Raw genomic sequence first — 22674 nt, forward strand, 5'->3', positions numbered from 1 at the left:
TCCAGCAATAATTAAGGATTTAAAAAGTCTAAATGTTCGCCAGTTTGAGAACGCAAATCTGCTAAATTACCTTGAATTTTCAACTTTCCTTGGTCTAATAAAACAACCCAATCAGCACGATTAACTACCCGGGGACGGTGAGTAATTAAAATTGTAGTTTTACCTTGACGATGCTGAAACAATCGCTCTAAAACTTGCGCTTCACTTACAGGATCAAGTCCCCCTGTAGATTCATCTAAAATTAGCACTGGTGGATCTGTAACAATAGCCCGTGCTATTGCTAATCGTTGACGTTGTCCGCCGGAAATATTTGCGCCAAATTCACCCAAAATAGTTTGATATTTGTCAGGTAATTTACTGATAAACTCATCAGCATCAGCAATTTGACAAGCTCTGACAATCTGCTCAAATGTCACAAAAGGTGCGCCTAAGCGAAAGTTTTCAATAATCGAACGACTCCAAAAATGAGCATCTTGAGGAACTAAAACTACCTGTTGACGCAGACAATCAAGAGACAAGTCTTCTAGATTATAAAGTCCAATCCGAATATTCCCAGATTGTAGTGGATATAACCCAGCGATAAGTTTAGCTAAAGTACTTTTACCACAACCAGATTTACCAATGATAGCGATGACTTTACCACCAGGAATTGTTAAAGAAAAGTCTTCTAATAAGTCAACCCGACCAGCGTAATGAAAATTGACTTTACTACAAACAATATCAACACCTTCAGGAATGTTTGCGAAAGGCTTTTTCCCGTCACCCTGATTTTCTGGAGTAGCATCTATCACTTCAGTGAGCCGTTGCGTAGCAGTTTTGGCGCGTGTAAATTCGTCTACAAAAGTGATGACAGTACTAATTAAACCTATAAAATTACCATTCATCGAGTTAAATGCTAACAATTGCCCGATACTCAAGTTTTCATCGGGATTGATCACTAAATTACCCCCAAACCATAGCAAAGCAACACTACCAATACCAGATACTAAAGTAGAGAATGTATTATTGATAATCCCAATTTGAATTGTCCCTAAACTCAATGTAGAAATTTTGCCAAATCTACTTTGGAACTCATCCCAAAAATGTGTTGAGGCGGTAGTAGTTTTCAGAGTTAAAGCGCCTTTAAATACTTCTACTAAAACTCCTTGAGCTTCTGCTTCTGTTACTAAAACATTGCGAGTTTTTTGTTGTAAACTAGGCTGAAACACCACTGTAGATAGGGTCATAACTACAGATATGAATATAGCTACTACAGTTAGTTTCCAGCTATAAAATACCATCAAACCCAAAGAAATGATGGCAATAAAAAATTTACTAGGAAGAGTAACAACAACTTGAGAAACTAACTGATTAATTTGGTCGATATCTCGCAACCTGCTGACAATTTCGCCACTACGCCGGGCTTCATAATAAGCAAGAGGTAACTGTAAAATTTGCTTAGCAAATTCTAGAACTAATCCTAATTGTAGGCGTTGGGCAAAGTGAGCGATTAAGTTAGACTGTACCCAAGAAAGGCTACTGGAAATAACATTCATCACTACCACAGCGATCGCCATAGTAGTCAGCAGCTTGGTATCACCGCGAATCAGTACATCATCCGTCAGAATTTGTAACAGAAACGGCGAAGCTAAAGATAGCAATCCCAAAAGCAGGTTAAGGGGTAACGCTTGCGCCAGAATGCTGCGAAAAATCCAGACACGCTCAAAAAAACGCCAAAAACCACCGATGCGATCGCTCTCAAGAGAACTAAACCGCACTGGATCTGGCTCCAGTAGCAGCATTAACCAATCCGTCCAACCCTCTGCTAAATCTGTTTTAGACAGATAACGCACACCTACAGCAGGATCGGAAACTATACATTTTTTGCCTTTTTTACCATATAAAACAACCCAGTGATGTCCTTTCCAGTGAATGATTGCTGGTAGAGGCGCTTCATTCATTCGATCTAACAGTTCAGGCGAAGTTTTGACTGGACGAGCATTAAAACCTAGGGTTTCTGCACCCCGCTTCAGCCCTAGTAAAGTTGTACCAAATTGTCCAGTACCGACAGCTTCCCGGATGTGATTGAGGGTGAAATTACGCCCGTAATGTTTAGCAATTGATGCGAGACAAGCAGCACCGCAATCTTCTTCACTATGTTGTGCAACGTGAGGGTATTTCATAAGGTTAAGATGCGAGTCTTGATTTCCCAGATTTTTGATGTCAATTTCTAAACTATTCAGCGTTAAATATAAAACAAATCGATAGCTTAAGCATTAATGATGTCTGCCAACTTTATTACCTGAAAAGGAAACAGTAATTGCATAATTATGCAAACCTGACTTCCGAAAAATACATAAGACTAGGTAAAGATTATTCTCTGGACAGATTGTATATAGCCCAACAGAATTTCTGTCTTCTTTTGCGAGAACTTTCTCCAAAACCAAACGTCCAGTCCCAGGCAAACTGAATTTCGTTTGATATTAGTCCATAGCTGCGGAAGACAACACCATATCCTAGCATTAATATATAGTTGTCCATGTTAAAATTAGTGCGTTTACCGCCGATAACAGTTACAGCTTCTTCGGGAGTCAATTCGGTAAATAAAAGTATTTTTTCTGTGGCATTGTGCATTCAGCTATTTACTAAATTAATAATTACAAAAATCTGAAAAAAATATCTTTTTCTCAGATAAAATCTTGATTGTAACCGATGAATTAACCCTGATTATTAGTTTAATATTTGAATAAATTAGAAGTAGCTAAAAAACGCCCTATTCCATTGATTTATCAGCACTGAATTGGCAAGTTCTCTGTTACCAGTCAGCAAAAGTGTAAACTGATAAGCTCCAAGAGCAAATATAAATTGCGATAGGTTTACCCCAATCAAAGCAGAATTACCATTGCTCAGGTTAAATTGTGTTTCCTGGCTTGTTCCACCAGAAATAAGAGCACACTCATTAGGTGTTACCTCTGTAAACAGAAAGTTTTCCTCAATGGATGACATTTTTTTCTTATGCTCAGTTATGGATATTTTCACAATCGGGTTAAAAGGACGAATCATGGAGCTAAATACTGGAACAGATTCAATGTTCCAGTATCTAGGTGTAGTGGAAGCTTTTCAGGTGAAAACTAAAAACTTCGGTAATATTCCAAAATTGTTTAGGCAATGCCCCATGAGAAGCTACCTAACTACTAACTTCAAGATTAGGTAGAGTTACACTCGACTATTAGAATGTGATGAGGCTGCTAAAAGCTCTGTTCCATTGAGTGTTCAGTACTGAAGCAGCAAGAACTGCATTGCCAGTTGTCAATTGTGTATATGCAGCTGCACCAAGTGCCCAGATGGTTTGAGATGGGCTGAATTGAGATACTATAGAATCTCCACCGCTAACAATCGCAGATTCTTCAGCAGATACTTCGGTGAATAATTGGTTATTTTCGTTAACTTGCATGATATTGACTCCTGAATGAGAATTGTTGAAATTACTTGTCGCTAGTAGTTGATTGCTTGTTATTAGCTGCTCAACTCCTCGCTTGATTAACAAGATATATCCAATCACCTCAGGTAGTCATTTACATTTACTGCAAACTTAATTACCAATTTTAGAAAATATCGTTTCTGTATTACGTAAGTGACATTACTGAAAACTACATATAAATGGTACATTAACTTTACTAAATCTTAGCAAAAAATTGTCTAAATTTTTTGCTAACTTTAAAAAATTAGACATAATTTATGCAGTCTAAAATGCTCTATGTACTGATTTTCTCAAAAAAATATATAAAATATGACTTAGGCACTGTACAAATGAATCATGGTATGGTGTGACGCAAAGAGGTCATTTCCGGCTTTGATTAATCATTGCTTCGCTGGTAAATAGATCCGTGCAGTCGGGGTTTAGCAGTGTTCACCTGTGTTAACTTAACGTGCGAGCCTTATAAAGACCTGATATTAACTCCATTCACTTAGGATTGCGATCGCAACTTTGACAACATCAGCTAGCAATTCTAGCCCGGTGATGAAACCCTATCCTCGAACATCAGTAATATAATAAGGAGATATGGACGCGATCGCTTTTGATCGATTGCGCAGTTGTTCAACAACAAACCCCAGGTTTTAGATCTGCATGGATACATCTGAACTGTTGAGACCGCCACGCGACTTGTTACCCTTCGGGTTCTCTTCATTGAGCAGTATTCTTAATGTGCAAATAAAAAAAAGGTTTGGCTGGTTACCAGACCTCTTATAAATCCAGTGCATAACAACATCCCGATACAATTTACTCTTTATTTTTTAGTTAGGCATCTTCCTCTAGGATGTGTTCAAATCCTGGAACAGCTGATAATACCTAATACCAATTTTTTATGAGGCTGCATAGAATTCGATCCCCCCTAGCCCCCCTTATTAAGGGGGGAACCAGAAAACATCTATCAAAGTCCCCCTTGGGAAGGGGGATTTAGGGGGATCAAGATATGTGCAACTTCACATTAAATTGGTATAAATCAAAATTTAAATAGAGACTAGGAATAGGCTTTGGCTACGCTCAGGCTTTACGCTCAGGCGAACGGGGCTAGGGGCTAGATAAGAGAAATTATCCGATGATTGTCCAGCTGGAGAAAAAACTAATTTCAAACAAATTTAAAGCAAAATAAAAGACGGGTATGATCCCGCCGAGATAGCTTGAAAGAGGTAATACACCTTGGACTCTGAAAAAATTACACAGTTAATTAAATAGGTTGTCAGGATGATTAAGGCGACAAATAAAAATAACCGTTATTTGCTCATTATTTTATCTTTTAACCCGGTTTCCTCCTGGCAAGCTTTATGAAAATAGCATGGCTAAATTTTCACAAGTTGCCAAAATGCCAAATAGTAAAAAAGCAAAAAAGACGGGTGAGCGCCCGTCTTCAGTATATTAATGTAAACATCTTGGTAATCTCTGCAATATATCAAGTGAATCTTGTGGCTAGTTGCCAAAGTGCCAAATAGTTAAAATTCACACAAATCTATTGATTGAAGTGCAATTTAAAGAAGTTATATCTGATATAAAAAATCAGAAATTACGCAAGTGTATTTTAATTTATAGTTGAGGCTGTCAAGGGTCAAGGTTAATTACTCTGGACTCTGGACTAAGCTATTCTGCTTTTAAGTTGCACAATCCATCGTGAGGGCTGTTGACAGTTGACCGTTGACAGTCAACAGTTAACAGTTAACAGCCCTTATTAGTAGTTATGCTTTTTTAGCGCCCATTAGCTTATTGACTATTAACAACTTGCACGCGAAGTTTGAAGAAGCGATCGCACTCTAATTGTTGCCCCTGAAAAGTAACTTTTACATCATCTACCCAAGCTTGCTGAAGTTTCATCCGCAACATTAATTTATGTAGATGTCTAATATACAGCAGATTGCAACTTAGTGAAGCAGCGTCACCCGCAGGATGATGAACAGATTATCATTAGGGCACAACAATCTTCCCTAGATTCTACTATGATTTAATTAGTACAACGGGCACGTCAAGTACATAGCATAGAAAATACTGCCAAAGCCAATAATAAAATTCTTATGACTTTTCACTTCCCAGCACTAATACTAACTTCATTGAATCTTTAATAACTTGCTACCACTTTCAGATGTACTATATATTGCTGTCTGATGTCTTCTAAGCATCGATTGTACTGCCTGCTTCCTAGTCACAAAGAGCAACACCAGACTTTTGACTTAACAAGCGTGTCATTTCCCCTATGATCCATGCTTGTTAGGCTGAGCGACTTGCTCTGAGCGTAGCCGAAGGAAGCCTCAGCCCAATCCGCAATCCCCTATTTTCCAGCTAGAATAGTTTGCTTGTACCTAGCAAAACAAAATCTTTACTGAATTAACACATGACAATATACCTAGAAAATGCTAGGTATTACTGTAAATCATCTTGGCTGCATCACAATACAGTCATGTTTAAAGTAGTTAATATACTGTAATACTTAACATGATAGAGGAAAATGAACAAAATCTCACAAACATTCTCCAGCGAAAACTTACTTATTATTTGGAGAAATTGTCGATTAGCCGACAAAGCCAAAATCAGCAAGAAGAACTTACTTGCTTGAGCCAGCTAGCAGCTACATACGAAAAATTATTTGAGTTTTCGCAAGCTTTACAATACCATAAGCTGTTACTTGCTTTATCTCAGCAAATAAATGCGGCAGATTGGCAGGAAGTTGCTTTATACAACCTAGGCAATTGTTATATTCAACTCAGTCAATATCATGATTCAATTAAATATTTTAACCAACTGCTAAATATTACTTACAACACAGGTAATAGAGTATTACAAATAGCAGCTATATGGGGATTAGGAACTAATTATCAAAATCTCGGACAGTATCAAAAAGCAATTGAATACTTCCAAAATCAGTTGGTAATTAGTTGCGAATTAAATGAGCTTAGCTGTGAAAAAAGTGCTTTAGGATCGTTGGCAAATGTTTACCAGTGTCTAGGAAATTATCAAAAAGCACTTGAGTATGAACAAAAGGCTCTCCTAATTGCTCAACAAATGGAAGATATTAAATTTACAGGAGACTCACTCGTTAATCTTGGAGGTATTTATCTTCAGTTACAGCAGTGGCAAAAAGCAATTATTTCTTGTAATCAATCACTCTTGCTCGCCAGAGAAATTGAAAATCAAAACCTGGTGATGATTAGTCTTCACATTCTCGGCCAAGCACATAGAGGGATTGGTGAGTATGAAAAAGCAATGGATTTTTTAACAACAGCCCTAGAGATTTCCTCTAAGATTGGTGAGCAAAGAGTCCGCAGTGCAATTTTGCAAGGCTTAAGTGATGTGTGTAGCCAAACAAATTTGCTTGAGCAAGCAATTGAATACAATATAGAATCTTTAGGTATTAGCCGCCGAACAGGAAATCAATTAGGTGAAGCATCTGCACTTGCTAGAATAGGCGCTACATACCAACAATTAGGGAGAAATGATCATGCTTTAGCATACTATAAACAGTCTTTAGAAATTGTCCAGGATATTGGAGTTAAACACAGTCAACAACAATTGCTATTTAATATTGGGGTTATATATTACGGTGAAGGTCAATTCTCTGAATCAAGGGAATTTTTACAACATGCCCTCATGCTAGCTCAAGAAAGAAAAAACAATTGTGAAGAAGCGCAAATATCACTTACTCTCAGCGCGACTCTGAAAAAATTAAACCGTTATCAAGAAGCAATTTACTATTGCTATCAAGCATACAAAATTTATAAATCTTTAGGAGACGAAATACAAGCACAACAAATGTGGCAATATCTACACAAATTAGGTGCGAAATTTTAAGCTATAGCCCTGACTCAGGCTCCACTAATCCAACCAGATTAGGGTGAATAAATTTGTAATGAGAACTTTATTCCTCATTACAAACAATGAAATATTATCTATTGTTGAAACTGCTGTTTTTCTGGCGGTTGTGGTGGATTTTCAGTTGGTTTTAGTTGCTGAAATAAAGCAGGTGGTGTAGCTTGACGAAACGCTCCGCAATAGTGCATAGTCATCACTGCTTTAAAAGCCCAATGATCTGATGGCACATCGGTAAAGGGGTTTGCTAAAGTCTCTGCTTGATTCTGAATGCAAGCATTAATCACTTGATTGGATTTAGCAGGTTCACTATTAATAGACTCTTGAGCCTTTGCTGGATTAACTAAACCAATATTGGTTAGTAATAACACTAATGCCAGAATTTTGTTTTTCATTAATCCACCACAGTATACATATCTTAGGTATAGCCCTAACTAGATTTATTTCAAAAATCAAATTCTAGTCTGATAGCTAATCTAAAATGTTAGCAAACATTGTTAGTGTGATGATCACGACAAGCAACCCGCCGATCCATAATGTGATAGATCCCCAACTAACTGAATCCTGTTGAATTTTTTGCCATATATTGGTGAATGTATTATTGCGAAAAGCCATTTGATAACCTCCAATTTTTATATCTGATGTAGCAGACTCGATTAATTTAGTCTGTACTAATTCACGAAAATTTGATTTTGGAGAGTATTTGCTTGAATATACTCACTAGGCTTGAATAGCTAATCAATATTTAAATTAAGCAATACTTTCCCTTCGGGCGATCGCTGCCTAAATTTCCAAAAGATATTTTTTAACTCAATATATTTTCTCATAGATAACTATTAATAAGACGAATGATCGCGTATTTGAAAAAATTCTTAACGCAGGACTGACTTACCTATAGCAAGCTCTGCAATATGGAGAATTTTCAGGAATATTGCTCTGAAACTAGATGATAACTATATTAAACATGGGCTAATACTGATTTATGAGGTAAGGAGAGAAAAAATGGTGCAACAAATCAGATCTAATCAACCACACTATGTTTGCATGATTCCAATTGAGAGTCTTACAGGTCACCAAGAAGAAGAAATCATGACTTTTGGTGTTTCTGCTGATGAAGCCAAAAAACAAGCTGAGCAATTGTTAACATCTACCTATGGTTGCAATCAGTCGCAAGTTCAGAAATTGATGCAGCAGGCAAAAATTGAATTAATTGCTCAGTGGTGTACACCCAGTCAACCGCAGAAAGACCAATCAGGTTGAAAGCAAACAAGCGATCGCCTACTTTGGTTTCAACTTGGGTTTAAAATGGTTTAGCTTCTTCCCAAGACGCTGTAACGAAAATCTCAAATTTGTCTCAACCATGCAAATATTCAAAACTCTACTCAGGGTTCGACACTACGAGATGGATGCTCTCGGACATGTGAACAACGCCGTCTACCAAAACTATTTAGAACAAGCAGCTATTGAACATTCAGAACACTTGGGCCTAAACTTAGATGTCTACCAAAAATCAGGCGGTGTATTTGTCATGCGGCGGGTGGAAATTGATTATCTGCGTCCAGCAGTTGCAGGTGATACTTTAGAAGTCACCACCTGGTTGAGGGAAATACGGGGTACTCGCGCTTTCCGAAAATACGAAATCCGTAAACAAGACCAAGAGGATTTGTTAGTCACAGCCGAAGCGCTGTGGGTGTGGGTGGATGCGAAAACAATGCGTCCACGACCAATTCCCAAGCTAATGTTAGAGAAATTTCAGCAAACTCTTAGTGAGGATTTCAGTCTTCAATATCAGAGCTAATTTAATGATCTGGAAATGGAGAATAGGGAGATGAGGGGGCAAGGGGGACAAGGGAGTGTCGGGAGTGTCGGGAGATAATGAAGACAAATGCCCAATACTTCTCTTCTCCCAAGGGGAGACGCTGCGCGAACGAGACGCTCCGCGAACGACTTCGCTCAGTACAAGTGCCCAATGCCCAATGACAACCGACGCATAAATATGTAAATTTGATACAGGTGAGGAAAATTATTCCTGATAGTCTAGACAATAATGTGAAATATGCTAAAGATTAAGCTGTAGTAACCACACTCAAGATGATGCTAGTAAATTCAGATTTCCAGGTTAAGATTATGGAGCAACATCAGCAAGAAGAACGCCAAACCGCCGCTCAAGAGTTTCAAGCAGCCTTGGACGAATTAGAAAATATCTTACAAGAAAAACGTCCTGAGGATCAAGCCAAGCCAGGATTCGATGATGGAAGTGTCAGTGATGCTCAACTAGCTCAAGAAGAGGACGATTTAGCATCTATTGATATAGCAGCCTTTGAAGATGCAGTGGCAGATATTGAGCAATACTTAGCCCAACGCCAAAAATAATCTTTATTGCTGAATTTTTTGCCGTTGGGCTTCGTATAACATTAAAGCTGCGGCGATCGCCACATTCAAAGACTCTACGCCGGGACTTAGAGGAATTTTTACTTGCTGATCTGCCATTGCGGCGATTTCTGCTGATAAACCAGCACCTTCATTTCCCAATAAAATTAAGCTGGGTTTGCGCCAGTCTACTTCCCAGTAAGTTAAAGTCGCGCTGGGTAAGGTGGCGATGACTTGCATACCCCCTTGCTGACTTGTTTGAATTGTCGCTTTTAAATTCTCTGTCACGGCCATTGCTAGACGAAACCACTGTCCAGCAGAAGCACGTAAAACTTTGGGGTTATCTAAATCTACACTATCCCCACTCAGCCACAGACCTGAGGCTCCCGCAGCTGCTGCTGTGCGAATAATCGTACCGAGATTGCCGGGATCTTGCAAAGTTTCCACTGCTAGTAAAATACCAGTCAGAGGTAATTGAGAGGCGCGATCGCTCTTTAAAGCTGTGGCGACTACACCATCTGGTTGTACTGTAGTTGCGATCGCCTCTAAAATTTCTGCACTCACAATTTCCGCGCGATCGCATCGACTACAAGCTTCTTCCCAAAGTACAGGATGGGCTGTTTGCCATTCTGGTGTACAACACACCGCCACTAAGGGATAATTGACCGCACAAGCTTCCTCTAACAGATGTGTCCCTTCTAATAAAAATAATTGCTGCTTGTGTCGCTCCTTCGCGGAGTGCAATTTGCGAATTTGCTTGACTAAGGAATTTTGTAAACTTGTCAACATGGGAAAGATGAAGTATGAAGGATGAAGGATAAAGTTTTTTCTTTCATCCTTTATCTTTCATCTTTTCGCTTTTTTGATGCGGAACCCGGGACTTGAACCCGGAAGCCTTGCGGCACTAGAACCTGAATCTAGCGCGTCTGCCAATTCCGCCAGTTCCGCTGGCACTTATTTATTATTGACAATTTCCAATTATTGCTCATTTATCAATATTTGTCAAGTCATGTGTCCAGTTTTTACCGAGTATAGAGTTTTGCCAAGGAAAGAATTTTAAGTTTTTGTTGTCTGAAGAATTTTTAAATTCCTATAAAGCTTACCCCTATTATCTTTCAGCCTTTAGCATCAACCGAAAACCACCTTTTATTTATCCCAGATCCAGGTACAAAATGTAGACAAATCAAATCTTTACTGTAGAATCAAAACCAACTTCAACCCTTTAAAATTGACGTATTTATTCTGGAGGTAGGCTTATTATTCCTTCTAGCAGCTTACCAGATGCCAAATCCTCTCTTGAAGCAGACTCCTCAGTCTTGCAAATTTGGGGAGGGCATCCTTTGCGAGGTCATGTAAAAATTAGCGGGGCTAAAAATTCAGCATTGGTAATCATGGCTGGAACCTTGCTATGTTCAGGCGACTGTCGCATTCGTAATGTCCCCTTATTAGCGGATGTGGAACGAATGGGTCAGGTTTTATCAGCTTTGGGTGTTAACTTAAGCAGAAATGGTGATACTTTAGACATCAATGCCAGAGAAATTAGCACATCTAAAGCTCCCTACGAATTAGTTACCCAACTGCGGGCAAGTTTTTTTGCCATTGGCCCAATTTTGGCACGTCTGGGAGTAGCTCAGATGCCATTACCAGGAGGTTGTGCAATTGGTGCTAGACCGGTTGATTTGCATGTCCGAGGACTGCAAGCGATGGGAGCCGAAGTCCAGATAGAGCATGGCATTTGTAATGCCTATGTTCCTGGAAGCAATGGCAGATTAAAAGGAGCCAGAATTTATCTGGACACTCCCAGTGTGGGAGCAACAGAAACATTGATGATGGCTGCTACCCTAGCTGATGGCGAAACGATCATCGAAAATGCCGCACGCGAACCGGAAGTAGTCGATCTGGCAAATTTCTGTAACGCGATGGGAGCCAAAATTCAAGGTGCTGGTTCTAGTACGATTACAATCGTTGGGGTTCCCAAGTTGCATTCAGTAGAATACAGCATCATACCCGATCGCATTGAAGCTGGAACCTTTTTAGTCGCTGGCGCAATTACACGCTCAGAACTGACTCTTTCTCGAGTGTGTGCAGATCATTTAATTCCAGTAATTGCCAAATTACGTGACATTGGCGTGACCATCATTGAGGAAGCGTCTGATATCTTACGTATCCTACCAGCCGCCAGCCTCAAAGCTACCGATATCGAAACCCTACCCCATCCCGGCTTTCCCACAGATATGCAAGCGCCATTTATGGCTTTGCTGACTTTGGCAGAAGGCGACAGCTTGATTAACGAATCTGTGTTTGAAAATCGCTTACGTCATGCTTCTGAGTTAAATCGCTTAGGGGCAGATATTCGCGTCAAAGGCAACACAGCCTTTGTCCGGGGAGTGCCGATGTTATCAGGCGCACCAGTATTAGGCACAGATCTGCGGGCATCCGCAGCCCTAGTCTTAGCTGGTTTGGCAGCAGAAGGCACAACGACAATTCAGGGATTGCACCACCTCGATCGCGGCTACGATCAACTGGATCTGAAGTTGCAGCAATTGGGCGCGAAAATCGTCCGCGTCAATGAACCATCCACAGATGGAGAACTGACCCCCAGCCCTAGCAACTCTCCCGCATCCATAACGACATAGTAGGTAGGTGGGCAATGCCCACCCTTACTTAATCGTTATACTAGCTTTAGGGAGGCTGTTGATCTAATTAGCAGCGTTCCATATTGCGATTATTTTCAAGCTCGTTACACCATGTCATTATTAAAAACGCCGCTGATTGGTTTAAAAGCTGACTCCTTTCGTCATCCATTAGACTTGGAAGCTACTAAAGCTCTCAAGCAGATACCAGGTTTGGATATGATGGTGCGGAATTGGCTCGGGCCAATGGCAGAGCAGATTTTCTATGTGGAAAATATTGCCTCTAGCGTTCTCGTGGGTGAAAAACAACTACCAGATTTACACCAACTGTTATTAGAAGCTTGCAAAGTATTAGATATAGAGCCTCCCCAATTGTACATTAGGCAACACCCAGCCCCTAACGCCTACACCTTTGCTATGCGGGGTCAGCAGCCTTTTGTGGTACTGCATACCTCTTTAATTGATATGCTCACACCAGAGGAAATTCAGGCAGTAATTGCCCATGAGTTAGGACACCTCAAATGTGACCACAGCGTTTACCTAACTCCTGTAAATTTATTAATATTAGCAGCAGCAATCCTGCCGAACGTGGGAGCGGCGATCGCCCAAGTAATCCAGACACAGCTTTTAGAATGGGTACGCTGTGCTGAGTTTACCTGCGATCGCGCCGCCTTGCTAGCTACCCAAAATCCCAAAGTAGTCATGTCAGTTTTAATGAAACTAGCAGGTGGTTCCCCCAACTTAGCACCCCAACTCAACCTTGATGCCTTTGTGGCTCAAGCTCGCGCCTACGATGATATTAGTAAGACAGAACTAGGTGAAATGGTAAAAGTCGCCCGCACCGCCCAATTAACTCATCCCGTACCAGTACTCCGTGCCAGAGAAATTGACCGTTGGGCAAGTAGTAAAGAATATCAAAATTTATTGCATAATCACGGGCTTGAGTCTAAAGAAGTTACATCTAAAGGTGGATGGCGTAACTGGTAAGGGACTTGCATGAAAATAAAGTACCAGTAAATCTAGTTTCGACTCCGCTCAACTCTCGACCACTGAGGGTTGAGCGGAGTCGAAACCCGTCTGGTTGGGACACTATTAACCCGCAGATGCCTAAGTCAACAGTCAATAGAAGAAAATACAGCTTTTCACTCTTCTTTGCGTCTACCCTTCTCCTGACGGAGACGCTGCGCGAACGGGAACGGCTTTGCCGAATGCGCCTTTGCGTGAGATCCTAAAAATATTTCACACTTAGGCGACAATCACTTGCAACCGATAAACCTCTTTGAATACGAACAGCTAGCAAAACAACACCTGTCGCAGATGGCGCTGGATTACTACAGTAGCGGTGCGTGGGATGAAATCACATTACGAGATAACCGCGCTGCATTTGAGCGGATTAAACTTCGACCGCGAATGTTAGTAGATGTGAGCGATCGCAACTTAACTACATCTATATTAGGACAACCGCTAGAACTACCTTTACTAATAGCACCAATGGCTTTTCAATGTCTGGCTCATCCAGATGGCGAAATCGCCACAGCCACAGCTGCGGCTTCAGCAGGTGTCGGGATGATTTTGAGTACCTTAGCCACTAAAACTATTGAAGAAGTCGCAGCTGTGCGGCAAAATTTTCCCAATGCTCTGCAATGGTTCCAGCTTTATATTCATAAAGATAAGAGTTTAACTCGCGCCTTAGTCGAAAGAGCTTATACCGCAGGTTACAAAGCATTATGTCTAACGGTAGATGCGCCGGTACTGGGACAAAGAGAACGCGATCGCCGAAACGAATTTTCCTTACCTCTAGGTTTACACGCAGCCAATCTTGCAACTGTCTCCGACTTAGATATTCCCCATGCCCCAGGGGAATCTGGCTTATTTACTTACTTTGCCCAGCAACTCAACCCAGCCTTAACATGGAAAGATTTAGCATGGTTGCAATCAATTTGTCCTCTACCTTTAGTAATAAAAGGTATATTGCGTGGGGATGATGCTGTGCGTGCAGTGGAGTGTGGAGTTAAAGCAATTGTGGTATCTAATCATGGTGGCAGACAATTAGATGGGGCGATCGCATCTTTAGACGCTTTAGCAGAGATTGTCGCTGCTGTAGATAGTAGAGCTGAAGTGCTGTTAGATGGAGGTATTCGCCGGGGTACAGATATTCTCAAAGGCTTAGCATTAGGCGCAAAAGCTGTACTCATCGGTCGCCCAATCTTATGGGGACTAGCTGTAGCAGGAATTGGTGGTGTATCTCATATCCTCTCCCTGCTAGAACATGAGTTAAGCCTAGCTATGGCCTTAAGTGGCTGTCAAACGCTACAGGATATTGATCCTTCTTTAATTACCCCTCCCCAGGGTTAGGGTCTTTCTTCCAATCCCTAGCGCTGGTTTCCCTCATCTCTCAATAATTATTAGTACTTGTCACAACCACATCAATAGACTATAATAGGAAAGTTCCATCCAAGGGCGGGTGGCGAAACTGGTAGACGCACCACACTCAAAATGTGGCGACCTTGCGGTCATAGGAGTTCGATTCTCCTCCTGCCCACTGTAAAACAAATAAGTTAACAATATTCTTAAATTATCTGCTTGCTATGTGACTAGATCAGACATAGAAGCTAAAGATATCAACTACTCAACTGTTGATAAATATTTTTTTTAAAGAAACGGAAACTATTAATTAGAAAACGCGTCTATTACTTGCATACATTACCAAACTCTATCCAATTCTAAAACTGCAAACCTCAATATTCGTATTACCTCAGTTCGATGAACCTCAACCTGACTCCGATTACTACAAATATGCATCTCACATATAGGGGTTAATACCCCCCATTAGCCTAAAATCCCGCCGTTAGCATATTTCAATCTAAGCGTCATGGGAAATTTCGTCACATTAAAAAATCAATACTCGTTGAGCGTCAAATAAATTAGGTCGGCTAATTTTGAATAACTTTCACAAAATCCCTGACTTATTAATAGAGGGGCTGAAGGCAAATCAATACAGCACTCGTCGAACTCAAGTTAATATGGCTGGAAATGAAAAATAGTAGCAATATATACCGAGTACATAATTCATACGTATGGATAAAAGTATAATTTACTATTACCTGCCTATGTATTTATGCTTAAAGTGTTCATACCATACCCTAGATGATCCATTCAAATTTGTTAATCAAGATATCTATAATATATAATAGTCATTAATGATTAAAGGAAAGATTATGAGATTAAAGAGATGGGAATCTCCCCGACGAGAAGGAAGAAATGATAAAGGTAAAGGTGGTTCAGCCAGAAAAAGGCAACTTAAAAAACAAAGACAGATGTTGCGCCAAAGGCTCAAGGAAGAGAAAAAAGCAGACGATATTAAAAATAATCGCCAGGGAGAAGATAAGTTTATCTTCTCCTTTTTTATGTTTTTGAAAACACAAAAACAAATTTTTTTATTGGCAAAAATTACTAATTATACTAGTAAAAATCAAAGTTTTTTTATATAAAAAAATATTATTAACTAATCGGGAAAACATATAAATTGTAATGAGGTATTCTTCAAATCATCATTAAGATAGATGTCAATTAATATTAGGGCTTATTAAAGCTAACTTTTTAGTTAAAAAACAGTAGTAAATTAGTTTTTAGTCTTCCGCCCAATCAGCAAAAAAGCTTGTTAGATAAGCCTTTGAGACGTTTGATTCAGCAAAAATTCAAATGGCGAACATAGTCATTTATTATATATATTTTTTTATTACTACAGATGGTTACATGTAGATATATATCTGTATTTTAATGTTAGATAACTTAATTTTATCCTGATTACATTTTAGCCAACCAGAAGTGGCTCAATCTGGAGAAATCATCAGTAAGTAATCAGACTGAATACTATTCATTAAATATTTAGCCAGCAGCATACTTATTAACCATTATTTAACCATTTTTCGTTTTTTTGTTATAAATAATTTTGCTTGACCATCTTTATATATTCATCAAAAAACACTTGATGGTCTGCTCCAAAGGTCATTCGATAACCAAATAACTATTTAAAAATATAGCGAGTAAAGCAACTTTACAAAAAATGTAATCTTCCCATGAATATACGGTAAATTAATTATGAAGTAAGTATGAAGTTTATTTTTTTATTTAGGAAAATCCTTATGACAGCGTGTAAGCTTATATACGGTGGTATATATTTACAAAATACCAGGGTTACCAGAATTTACTGATAGAGCTATTGCATCTCCATGTGTATGAGCCAGACCATGCCATAAGCTAAGGAAGAAAATCAGCAATAGTACCACCTAATTGATTCACAGTTGGAAATGTACTAGTTGATGTTGATAATTTTTGTCTTTGACACTAGGAGGAATTTATGCGAGAGATAGCGATGTTACCGACACAAGAAGTTCTGGATTTTCCCATTACTGCCTTACGATTTGAAGAGCAGATGCAAACGATCATAAATTGGGGGATTGTCCGCGAGAGTAAAACAGTATGCGTAGCCAATGTACACATGCTCATGGAAGCTCATTGGAATCCAGAGTTTGCTAGTGTAGTAAAAAATGCAGATGTCGTTACTCCTGACGGTATGCCTCTAGTGTGGATGATGCGGTTGATGGGTGCGCGTTCCCAAGATCGCGTAGCGGGGATGGATATCTTACAAGCATTATGTAAGCTAGCTCAAAAACAAAACTTAAGTGTTTACTTCCTCGGTTCGCAAACAGAAATTCTCTCGAGAATGCGAAAAAGACTAGAGAGGGAATTTCCCAAACTCAAAATAGCGGCGATGGAACCCTTACCTTTTCGCCCCCTAACCGAAACTGAAGACGCAGCTTTGAGCAAGAAAATTAATGCTAGTGGTGCTGGTTTAGTATTTGTATCTCTAGGATGTCCCAAACAAGAAAAATGGATGGCCCAGCATAAAGGAAAAATTCAAGCTGTCATGATTGGACTCGGTGGAGTTTTCCCAGTTTACGCCGGAATTCACAAACGAGCGCCTCGTATAGTTAGAGAATTAGGATTTGAATGGCTTTATCGCTGGATTCAAGAACCACGGCGACTGTGGGGACGCTATATGACAACGATTCCACCGTTTATGTGGCTGGCGACTAAACAAATACTGTCATCAAGCCGTGGTGTTGCAGAAGCCTTCGTTGACGGATCTGGAGAATGAAGAATCATGTTTGCGCAACTATCCAAGGTAGTATTTTTATTTTGCAAGCACAGATCCTAAAAGTTTCAAAGTAGCTAAATCAATGAGTAATCAATACTCATCATTCAAGTAGATGGGACTGTTAAGCAGTAGTGTAGTGGCAAGGCTTTTGGAAATACACAAACAGATTGTACTTGGGGCATAGCGTAGACATTAAATGATTTTTGCTAACAAGTCTAATTGGAATATGAGGATTGTTGTTAGGGTGGGTTTTCTATCGTTGAGCAATGCCCTTCTACATGCAGATGACATCTGGTTACCATAAAAGCTAGAAAAAAATCTAGCAATTTTGGCAATACAAACTGTAGTTGGCATGGTCTTTTGTGAGGATATTACGCAGTCTGTTAAGAGGAGAATAAAACACTGGTGAAGTCTATAATAAGACAGAGACTGCCTATATCTATGCATACTTGGTTAAAGGTAAATAGATTAGATATAGAGCATTTATCTTCTGTGAAGATTCAGCCTCTACTTACAAATTAAAGTTTAGTTATGCATTTTCTTGTTACTGGAGGCGCGGGTTTTATAGGCTCTCATCTCACCGAACAACTGTTAACAGCAGGTCACAATGTTACTATAGTTGACAACCTGAGTACAGGTAGTTTAAAAAACCTGCCTGAGCATCCTCATCTGAAATTATTGCTCAAAAACATACTAGACTGCCAACCAGAAGATTTTCCGCAGCCAATCGATGGAATTGCCCATTTAGCAGCAACCCCATCTGTTACCCAATCGTGGAACCAACCGCTAGAGTCTCATCACAACAATGTGACAGCAATGATTGCAGTGCTGTTACTGTGTCAAACCTTAAACATACCTCGACTAGTATTTGCTAGCTCAGCAGCTGTATATGGAAATAAAACCCAGTTACCGATCAAAGAAGAACAACCAACAGCCCCAATTTCTCCTTATGGATTGCAGAAATTAGTTAGCGAACAATATGCTAATTTATTTGCGGAAAATCTCGGGATATCTTTTATTGCACTAAGACTGTTCAATGTATTTGGGCCTCGCCAAGATCCCAATTCATCTTACTCTGGTGTGATTTCTATCTTTAGTACAGCAATCCAAAATGGTCTTCCCATCACAATTTATGGGGATGGATCGCAAACAAGAGATTTCATCTACGTCAAAGATGTAGCCGTCGCTTTTACCAAAGCTCTAACTATTGCTCTTCCCCAAGGTTTATGTCTCAGTTGCAATGTTGGTACCGGTCAAAGAACTTCGTTGCTTGAGCTTGTGGATATTTTGCAAAACTGCTGTCATCAGTCAAACTCAAAAATTCACTTGAAGGCTTCTAGACCTGGAGATATTCAAGATTCTCAGGCCGATATCACAAAATTAATCTCGCTGTTAGATTTTAAACCTCAATGGTCAGTTGCATCTGGTATCCGTCTTTTAGTTGAATCATTACTGATGGAATATTCATAGAACATAGCCGTCGTCATTGACTCTCGAATTTTATTCGGGCGCTGGAAAGCGGAGGCTAAACCAGACTAAAAAGCAACGCCTTGTCCGTTTTCCTCTCAGCATTCAACGTCTTGGAGGTTTTGAGATGAGTGAAAAACATCAATAAATGCATTTAATTATACCAGATGTAGCGGGAACATTACAACCTTTGTGGTCAGTCATGATTAAGAGCTACGAGTGTGCAAACTATCTGTGTGAAACACTGGCTAGTGTTTTAGCCTCATATTCAAGGCTAGAGATAGCTGATGACTACTCTATTAAGGATGATCTTGAAGCTGTGAAGAGAGAAATTGCTGGCGATCGCGCCGCTGACCCCTTTTTCAAAACTTATCATGACTTTAAATATATTTACAGAAAATGTCATAATTGTGTAAAAACCCCTTCATAACTTATGAAGTAACTATGAAGTTGGTACACACATTTAGGAAAATCCTGAGTTCAGCTTGTAAGCTTATATACGACGGCAGCAAGCAAGTACAAACAATTGTGTTGGCTCATATTGTTTACCTGGAAATCAATATAGTCGAGACCTTAATTCCAAACAAAACTGACTTTGGCAACTTGGGATAATTTTTAATTTAGTCGAGATACATGAAAAATCTTTCTCCCAGTGAAAAGAATATAAAGTACTTCCGTACCGATCATCTCAAAGCCGATCTCAAAGGTCGGTCTGTTAGGGGTGGTGCGTTTACCATGATGGCCCAAATCTTCAAGTTCAGCTTGAATTTGGTATCTAATACAGTGTTAGCTCGACTACTAACACCGCAAGATTATGGCTTAATTGGTATGGTGACTGCGGTGACTGGGTTTGTAGTCCTGTTTAAGGATTTGGGATTGTCAATGGCTACAGTCCAAAAGGAGGAGATTAATCACCAACAAGTTAGTAATCTATTTTGGATTAACGTAGGATTAGGTGTATTAACCGCGATCGTCACTATGGCGATCGCACCAGTAATTGCTGGATTTTATCATGAACCCCGTTTAATTTGGATTAGTATAGCCCTAGCAACTGGGTTTATCATTGGCAGTTTGGGCGTTCAACACTCTGCGTTGCTCAATCGCCAGATGGATTTTAAAGCCCTAGTTATTAACGATCTTCTCTCAATGGGGATTGGTCTGGCTGCGGCGATTGTTGCTGCTTGGTATGGATTGAGTTACTGGGCCTTGGTAATTATGCCTTTGGTTACAGGATTGGTTGGTACTGTGGGACTTTGGATGGTTTGTAGTTGGCGTCCAGGTTTTCCTAGTCGAAAATCAGATACTCGCTCCATGCTAGCCTTTGGCCGTAACCTCACAAGTTTCAGTATCATGAACTACTTTTCCCGCAATCTAGATAACGTACTAATTGGGAGAGTTTGGGGTGCTCAGCAATTAGGTGTATATGCCAAAGCCTACCAGTTATTACTATTGCCACTCAATCAAATTAACTCACCCATTGCGGCTGTAGCTGTACCCACCTTGAGCAGATTGACAGATTCTCCAGAACGGTATCGACAGACATATCTGCGAGTTCTGGAAAAAATAAGTATGCTCACAACACCACTCGTTGCGTTCATGATTGCCACATCTGACTGGTTAGTATGGGTACTTTTAGGCGATCAATGGGCGGAAGTCGGTCGTATATTTTCTATTTTAGGGATTGCAGCTTTTACTCAACCTGTAGCAAATACTGCGGGATGGATTTTTATTACCCAAAATCGTACTAATCATATGGTGCAATGGGGGGCAATTGGTAGTACTTTATCAATAATTTCGATTATTGCTGGGTTACCTTGGGGCGCAAAGGGAGTAGCTGCATCTTATTCTATATCCGGACTTCTGATTCGTACCCCATTACTGTTTTGGTTTGTGGGACGTGCTGGTTCAGTGAGCACCAAAGACATTTACCGCACAATGGCTCCTTCTACCTTTGCTTCATTATGCGCCTTTGTAGTTATGATTGCCGTTCGTCGGTATATTGATTTTCCCCATCCTGCAATTGGTCTTGCGATCGCATTTGTCATCAACCTAGGAATAACTTTATTAATACTTGCGGCTTTTCCAGCAGGAAGGAAGGCACTTCAAGATTTTAAGGACTTAATTCCTCTTATCCTTAAACGAAAAAGGAAAGATATACAAAAATAAAGCTCTAATGATTGGGTTTGGTGGAAGTTAAGAATTTGTCCGAGTACTAACTTACAAAATTTTCAGTATGAATACAACATTCAATGAAGAACAACCCAATGATATCTCTAAACTATTTCAGACTGTAGTTGATGGTGGGTATTGTATTGGCTGCGGTGCATGTGCATCACTTTCCGATTCACCCATCACCGTAAAATTAGATCAATACGGTCGTTTTTGTGCATCACTGGAACAATCAACTGAACAGAAAAATGAAAATTTAGCCATACTAGATGTATGTCCTTTTTCTGATACTGCTCCTAATGAAGATGAGATAGGGAAAGAGCTTTTTGGTCAAAAATGTCAGCATCATAGTCGAATTGGTTATCATCTAGCAACTTATGCTGGATATGTTACAGAAAAGAATTTTCGTAAATACGGTAGTTCTGGGGGAATGGGTACATGGATTGTCACTGAACTATTCAATCATGGATTGATTGATGCCGTCATTCATGTGCATGAGCAAAAACCCTCAGAAACGGATTCTAAGTTGTTTAGTTTTAGAATTTCCGAATCGGTTGAGCAAATCCGTGCAGGTGCAAAGTCACGTTACTATCCAGTTGAAATGTCAGAAGTACTGAGCATTGTACGGAACCGACCAGGAAGATATGCAATAGTGGGAGTTCCATGCTTTATTAAAGCAGTTCGCTTGCTGGCAAAAAAAGATCAAGTAATTAGCGATCGCATTCATTTCTGTATTGGTCTTGTATGCGGACATCTGAAAAGCACTCGCTTTGCGGAAATGTTTGCTTGGCAATGTGGAATTGCACCGGGAAAACTTCAATCTATTGACTTTCGCAAAAAAATACCTGGACAGGATGCTAATAAATATGGTGTTGAGGTTAAAGGATCTCAGAATCATCAGGAAGTTAGCATAACTAAATCAAATTTTGAATTCTTTGGTTATCTTTGGGGACATGGCTTCTTTAAATATGAAGCATGTGATTATTGCGATGATGTAGTTGCGGAAACTGCCGATGTGACAGTTGGAGATGCTTGGCTTCCTGATTATGTCAAAGATAGCCAGGGAACTAATGTTGTTGTTGTACGTAATCCAGTTATCAAACATCTAATTGAGAATGGGATAAACGCTGGACGGCTACATTTAGATTATATTAATGCAGATGCTGTAGCTAAATCCCAGGATAGTGGTTTACGTCATCGGCGTGAGGGTCTAGCCTACCGTTTATATTTGAAAGATAAAGCAAAGCAGTGGCGACCAAATAAGCGAGTTAAAGCAGGGGCTAAGCATCTTAACGAGAGACTCAAAAAGATTTATACACTGAGAATGCTGATGGCAAATGAGAGTCATATTGCATTCTATAAATCTATACAAATGAACAGTTTTGATGTTTTCAAAAAAATGATGGAGCCGCTTGTTAAAACTTATGATTCTCTTTACCAACCACCTTTATGGAAAAAAGGGTTATCGCGTATTAAGAAATATCTTAAGCGTCGATTTCAAGATATGGGGTGGGAGTTACTTGCATCGCGTATATGAAGTA

20 protein-coding genes and 2 tRNA genes are annotated in these 22674 nt (G+C 39.8%); 14 read left to right on the forward strand and 8 right to left on the reverse strand.

Annotated elements, in window-relative coordinates; all coding sequences use genetic code 11:
• Window positions 1-11: 11 nt before the first annotated feature.
• The 4 genes from AACU32_RS24825 to AACU32_RS24840 all read right to left on the reverse strand — a co-directional run bounded on the left by AACU32_RS24825 (window position 12) and on the right by AACU32_RS24840 (window position 3433).
• Complete coding sequence (locus AACU32_RS24825) at window positions 12-2162, reverse strand: peptidase domain-containing ABC transporter (RefSeq protein WP_096603860.1); 2151 nt, start codon at window positions 2160-2162, stop codon at window positions 12-14.
• Between the two features lie 190 nt (window positions 2163-2352).
• Window positions 2353-2613, reverse strand: a complete 261-nt coding sequence (locus AACU32_RS24830) for a hypothetical protein (protein ID WP_096603861.1) — start codon at window positions 2611-2613, stop codon at window positions 2353-2355.
• Window positions 2614-2730: 117 nt separating this feature from the next.
• Window positions 2731-3042 (reverse strand): hypothetical protein, encoded by a 312-nt coding sequence (locus tag AACU32_RS24835; RefSeq protein WP_096603862.1) that lies wholly within the window; start codon window positions 3040-3042, stop codon window positions 2731-2733.
• Between the two features lie 166 nt (window positions 3043-3208).
• Complete coding sequence (locus AACU32_RS24840) at window positions 3209-3433, reverse strand: hypothetical protein (protein ID WP_339378248.1); 225 nt, start codon at window positions 3431-3433, stop codon at window positions 3209-3211.
• 2529 nt (window positions 3434-5962) lie between these two features.
• On the opposite strand from AACU32_RS24840, the gene AACU32_RS24845 reads away from it, so the two are divergent.
• Window positions 5963-7315: a tetratricopeptide repeat protein gene (locus tag AACU32_RS24845; protein WP_096603864.1), complete on the forward strand. Its 1353-nt coding sequence runs from the start codon at window positions 5963-5965 to the stop codon at window positions 7313-7315.
• A gap of 98 nt (window positions 7316-7413) precedes the next feature.
• Here AACU32_RS24845 and AACU32_RS24850 read toward each other — a convergent pair whose 3' ends face one another.
• A complete protein-coding gene (locus AACU32_RS24850) occupies window positions 7414-7728 on the reverse strand; it encodes an S-layer protein (RefSeq protein WP_096603865.1) in 315 nt (104 codons plus the stop codon).
• A gap of 607 nt (window positions 7729-8335) precedes the next feature.
• Between AACU32_RS24850 and AACU32_RS24855 the strand changes: the two genes are divergently transcribed.
• The 3 genes from AACU32_RS24855 (at window position 8336) to AACU32_RS24865 (ending at window position 9706) form a co-directional block, all read left to right on the forward strand.
• A complete protein-coding gene (locus tag AACU32_RS24855) occupies window positions 8336-8593 on the forward strand; it encodes a hypothetical protein (protein WP_096603866.1) in 258 nt (85 codons plus the stop codon).
• Window positions 8544-9131, forward strand: coding sequence for an acyl-CoA thioesterase (locus AACU32_RS24860; RefSeq protein WP_339378249.1), 588 nt, complete (start codon window positions 8544-8546; stop codon window positions 9129-9131). The genes AACU32_RS24855 and AACU32_RS24860 overlap by 50 nt, the downstream gene beginning before the upstream one ends.
• 329 nt (window positions 9132-9460) lie before the next feature.
• Window positions 9461-9706 carry a hypothetical protein gene (locus tag AACU32_RS24865; protein ID WP_096603868.1) on the forward strand — a complete coding sequence of 82 codons (246 nt, stop codon included), beginning with the start codon at window positions 9461-9463 and terminating at the stop codon, window positions 9704-9706.
• 3 nt (window positions 9707-9709) lie between these two features.
• Here the strand turns inward: AACU32_RS24865 and AACU32_RS24870 are convergent, their stop codons facing one another.
• Window positions 9710-10492, reverse strand: coding sequence for a TrmH family RNA methyltransferase (locus AACU32_RS24870; RefSeq protein ID WP_096603869.1), 783 nt, complete (start codon window positions 10490-10492; stop codon window positions 9710-9712).
• Window positions 10493-10569: 77 nt separating this feature from the next.
• Window positions 10570-10651 (reverse strand) — tRNA-Leu (locus AACU32_RS24875).
• A gap of 308 nt (window positions 10652-10959) precedes the next feature.
• On the opposite strand from AACU32_RS24875, the gene murA reads away from it, so the two are divergent.
• The 6 genes from murA (at window position 10960) to AACU32_RS24905 (ending at window position 17497) form a co-directional block, all read left to right on the forward strand.
• Entirely contained in the window at window positions 10960-12339 is a 1380-nt protein-coding gene (gene murA, locus AACU32_RS24880) for a UDP-N-acetylglucosamine 1-carboxyvinyltransferase (RefSeq protein ID WP_096603870.1), read from the forward strand.
• Between the two features lie 111 nt (window positions 12340-12450).
• Complete coding sequence (locus tag AACU32_RS24885; RefSeq protein WP_096603871.1) at window positions 12451-13323, forward strand: M48 family metallopeptidase; 873 nt, start codon at window positions 12451-12453, stop codon at window positions 13321-13323.
• A 273-nt stretch (window positions 13324-13596) separates the two neighbouring features.
• Complete coding sequence (locus tag AACU32_RS24890; protein ID WP_339378250.1) at window positions 13597-14691, forward strand: alpha-hydroxy acid oxidase; 1095 nt, start codon at window positions 13597-13599, stop codon at window positions 14689-14691.
• Window positions 14692-14794: 103 nt separating this feature from the next.
• Window positions 14795-14878, forward strand: a tRNA-Leu gene (locus AACU32_RS24895).
• 676 nt (window positions 14879-15554) lie between these two features.
• Window positions 15555-15827 carry a hypothetical protein gene (locus AACU32_RS24900; RefSeq protein WP_096608164.1) on the forward strand — a complete coding sequence of 91 codons (273 nt, stop codon included), beginning with the start codon at window positions 15555-15557 and terminating at the stop codon, window positions 15825-15827.
• 869 nt (window positions 15828-16696) lie between these two features.
• Window positions 16697-17497 carry a WecB/TagA/CpsF family glycosyltransferase gene (locus AACU32_RS24905; protein WP_096603873.1) on the forward strand — a complete coding sequence of 267 codons (801 nt, stop codon included), beginning with the start codon at window positions 16697-16699 and terminating at the stop codon, window positions 17495-17497.
• A 192-nt stretch (window positions 17498-17689) separates the two neighbouring features.
• On the opposite strand, the gene AACU32_RS24910 is transcribed toward AACU32_RS24905, so the two are convergent.
• The gene (locus tag AACU32_RS24910) at window positions 17690-17851 is read right to left on the reverse strand and encodes a hypothetical protein (protein WP_339378251.1); all 162 of its coding nucleotides are present in this window, start codon (window positions 17849-17851) and stop codon (window positions 17690-17692) included.
• A 177-nt stretch (window positions 17852-18028) separates the two neighbouring features.
• On the opposite strand from AACU32_RS24910, the gene AACU32_RS24915 reads away from it, so the two are divergent.
• The 4 genes from AACU32_RS24915 to AACU32_RS24930 all read left to right on the forward strand — a co-directional run bounded on the left by AACU32_RS24915 (window position 18029) and on the right by AACU32_RS24930 (window position 22670).
• Entirely contained in the window at window positions 18029-18967 is a 939-nt protein-coding gene (locus AACU32_RS24915; protein ID WP_096603874.1) for an NAD-dependent epimerase/dehydratase family protein, read from the forward strand.
• A gap of 145 nt (window positions 18968-19112) precedes the next feature.
• Entirely contained in the window at window positions 19113-19394 is a 282-nt protein-coding gene (locus tag AACU32_RS24920) for a hypothetical protein (RefSeq protein WP_096603875.1), read from the forward strand.
• A 203-nt stretch (window positions 19395-19597) separates the two neighbouring features.
• The gene (locus tag AACU32_RS24925; protein WP_096603876.1) at window positions 19598-21130 is read left to right on the forward strand and encodes a lipopolysaccharide biosynthesis protein; all 1533 of its coding nucleotides are present in this window, start codon (window positions 19598-19600) and stop codon (window positions 21128-21130) included.
• A 67-nt stretch (window positions 21131-21197) separates the two neighbouring features.
• Entirely contained in the window at window positions 21198-22670 is a 1473-nt protein-coding gene (locus tag AACU32_RS24930; protein ID WP_096603877.1) for a Coenzyme F420 hydrogenase/dehydrogenase, beta subunit C-terminal domain, read from the forward strand.
• Window positions 22671-22674: the final 4 nt, after the last annotated feature.

The organism is Calothrix sp. NIES-2100, assembly GCF_963875285.1.
Taxonomy (GTDB): Bacteria; Cyanobacteriota; Cyanobacteriia; order Cyanobacteriales; family Nostocaceae; genus Aulosira.

Coding starts and splice junctions, on each gene's coding strand:
- AACU32_RS24825 (WP_096603860.1), bottom strand. CDS start 2,162: ATGAAATACCCTCACGTTGCACAACATAGTGAAGAAGATTGCGGTGCT.
- AACU32_RS24830 (WP_096603861.1), bottom strand. CDS start 2,613: ATGCACAATGCCACAGAAAAAATACTTTTATTTACCGAATTGACTCCC.
- AACU32_RS24835 (WP_096603862.1), bottom strand. CDS start 3,042: ATGATTCGTCCTTTTAACCCGATTGTGAAAATATCCATAACTGAGCAT.
- AACU32_RS24840 (WP_339378248.1), bottom strand. CDS start 3,433: ATGCAAGTTAACGAAAATAACCAATTATTCACCGAAGTATCTGCTGAA.
- AACU32_RS24845 (WP_096603864.1), top strand. CDS start 5,963: ATGATAGAGGAAAATGAACAAAATCTCACAAACATTCTCCAGCGAAAA.
- AACU32_RS24850 (WP_096603865.1), bottom strand. CDS start 7,728: ATGAAAAACAAAATTCTGGCATTAGTGTTATTACTAACCAATATTGGT.
- AACU32_RS24855 (WP_096603866.1), top strand. CDS start 8,336: ATGGTGCAACAAATCAGATCTAATCAACCACACTATGTTTGCATGATT.
- AACU32_RS24865 (WP_096603868.1), top strand. CDS start 9,461: ATGGAGCAACATCAGCAAGAAGAACGCCAAACCGCCGCTCAAGAGTTT.
- AACU32_RS24870 (WP_096603869.1), bottom strand. CDS start 10,492: ATGTTGACAAGTTTACAAAATTCCTTAGTCAAGCAAATTCGCAAATTG.
- AACU32_RS24885 (WP_096603871.1), top strand. CDS start 12,451: ATGTCATTATTAAAAACGCCGCTGATTGGTTTAAAAGCTGACTCCTTT.
- AACU32_RS24900 (WP_096608164.1), top strand. CDS start 15,555: ATGAGATTAAAGAGATGGGAATCTCCCCGACGAGAAGGAAGAAATGAT.
- AACU32_RS24905 (WP_096603873.1), top strand. CDS start 16,697: ATGCGAGAGATAGCGATGTTACCGACACAAGAAGTTCTGGATTTTCCC.
- AACU32_RS24910 (WP_339378251.1), bottom strand. CDS start 17,851: ATGCCAACTACAGTTTGTATTGCCAAAATTGCTAGATTTTTTTCTAGC.
- AACU32_RS24915 (WP_096603874.1), top strand. CDS start 18,029: ATGCATTTTCTTGTTACTGGAGGCGCGGGTTTTATAGGCTCTCATCTC.
- AACU32_RS24920 (WP_096603875.1), top strand. CDS start 19,113: ATGCATTTAATTATACCAGATGTAGCGGGAACATTACAACCTTTGTGG.
- AACU32_RS24925 (WP_096603876.1), top strand. CDS start 19,598: ATGAAAAATCTTTCTCCCAGTGAAAAGAATATAAAGTACTTCCGTACC.
- AACU32_RS24930 (WP_096603877.1), top strand. CDS start 21,198: ATGAATACAACATTCAATGAAGAACAACCCAATGATATCTCTAAACTA.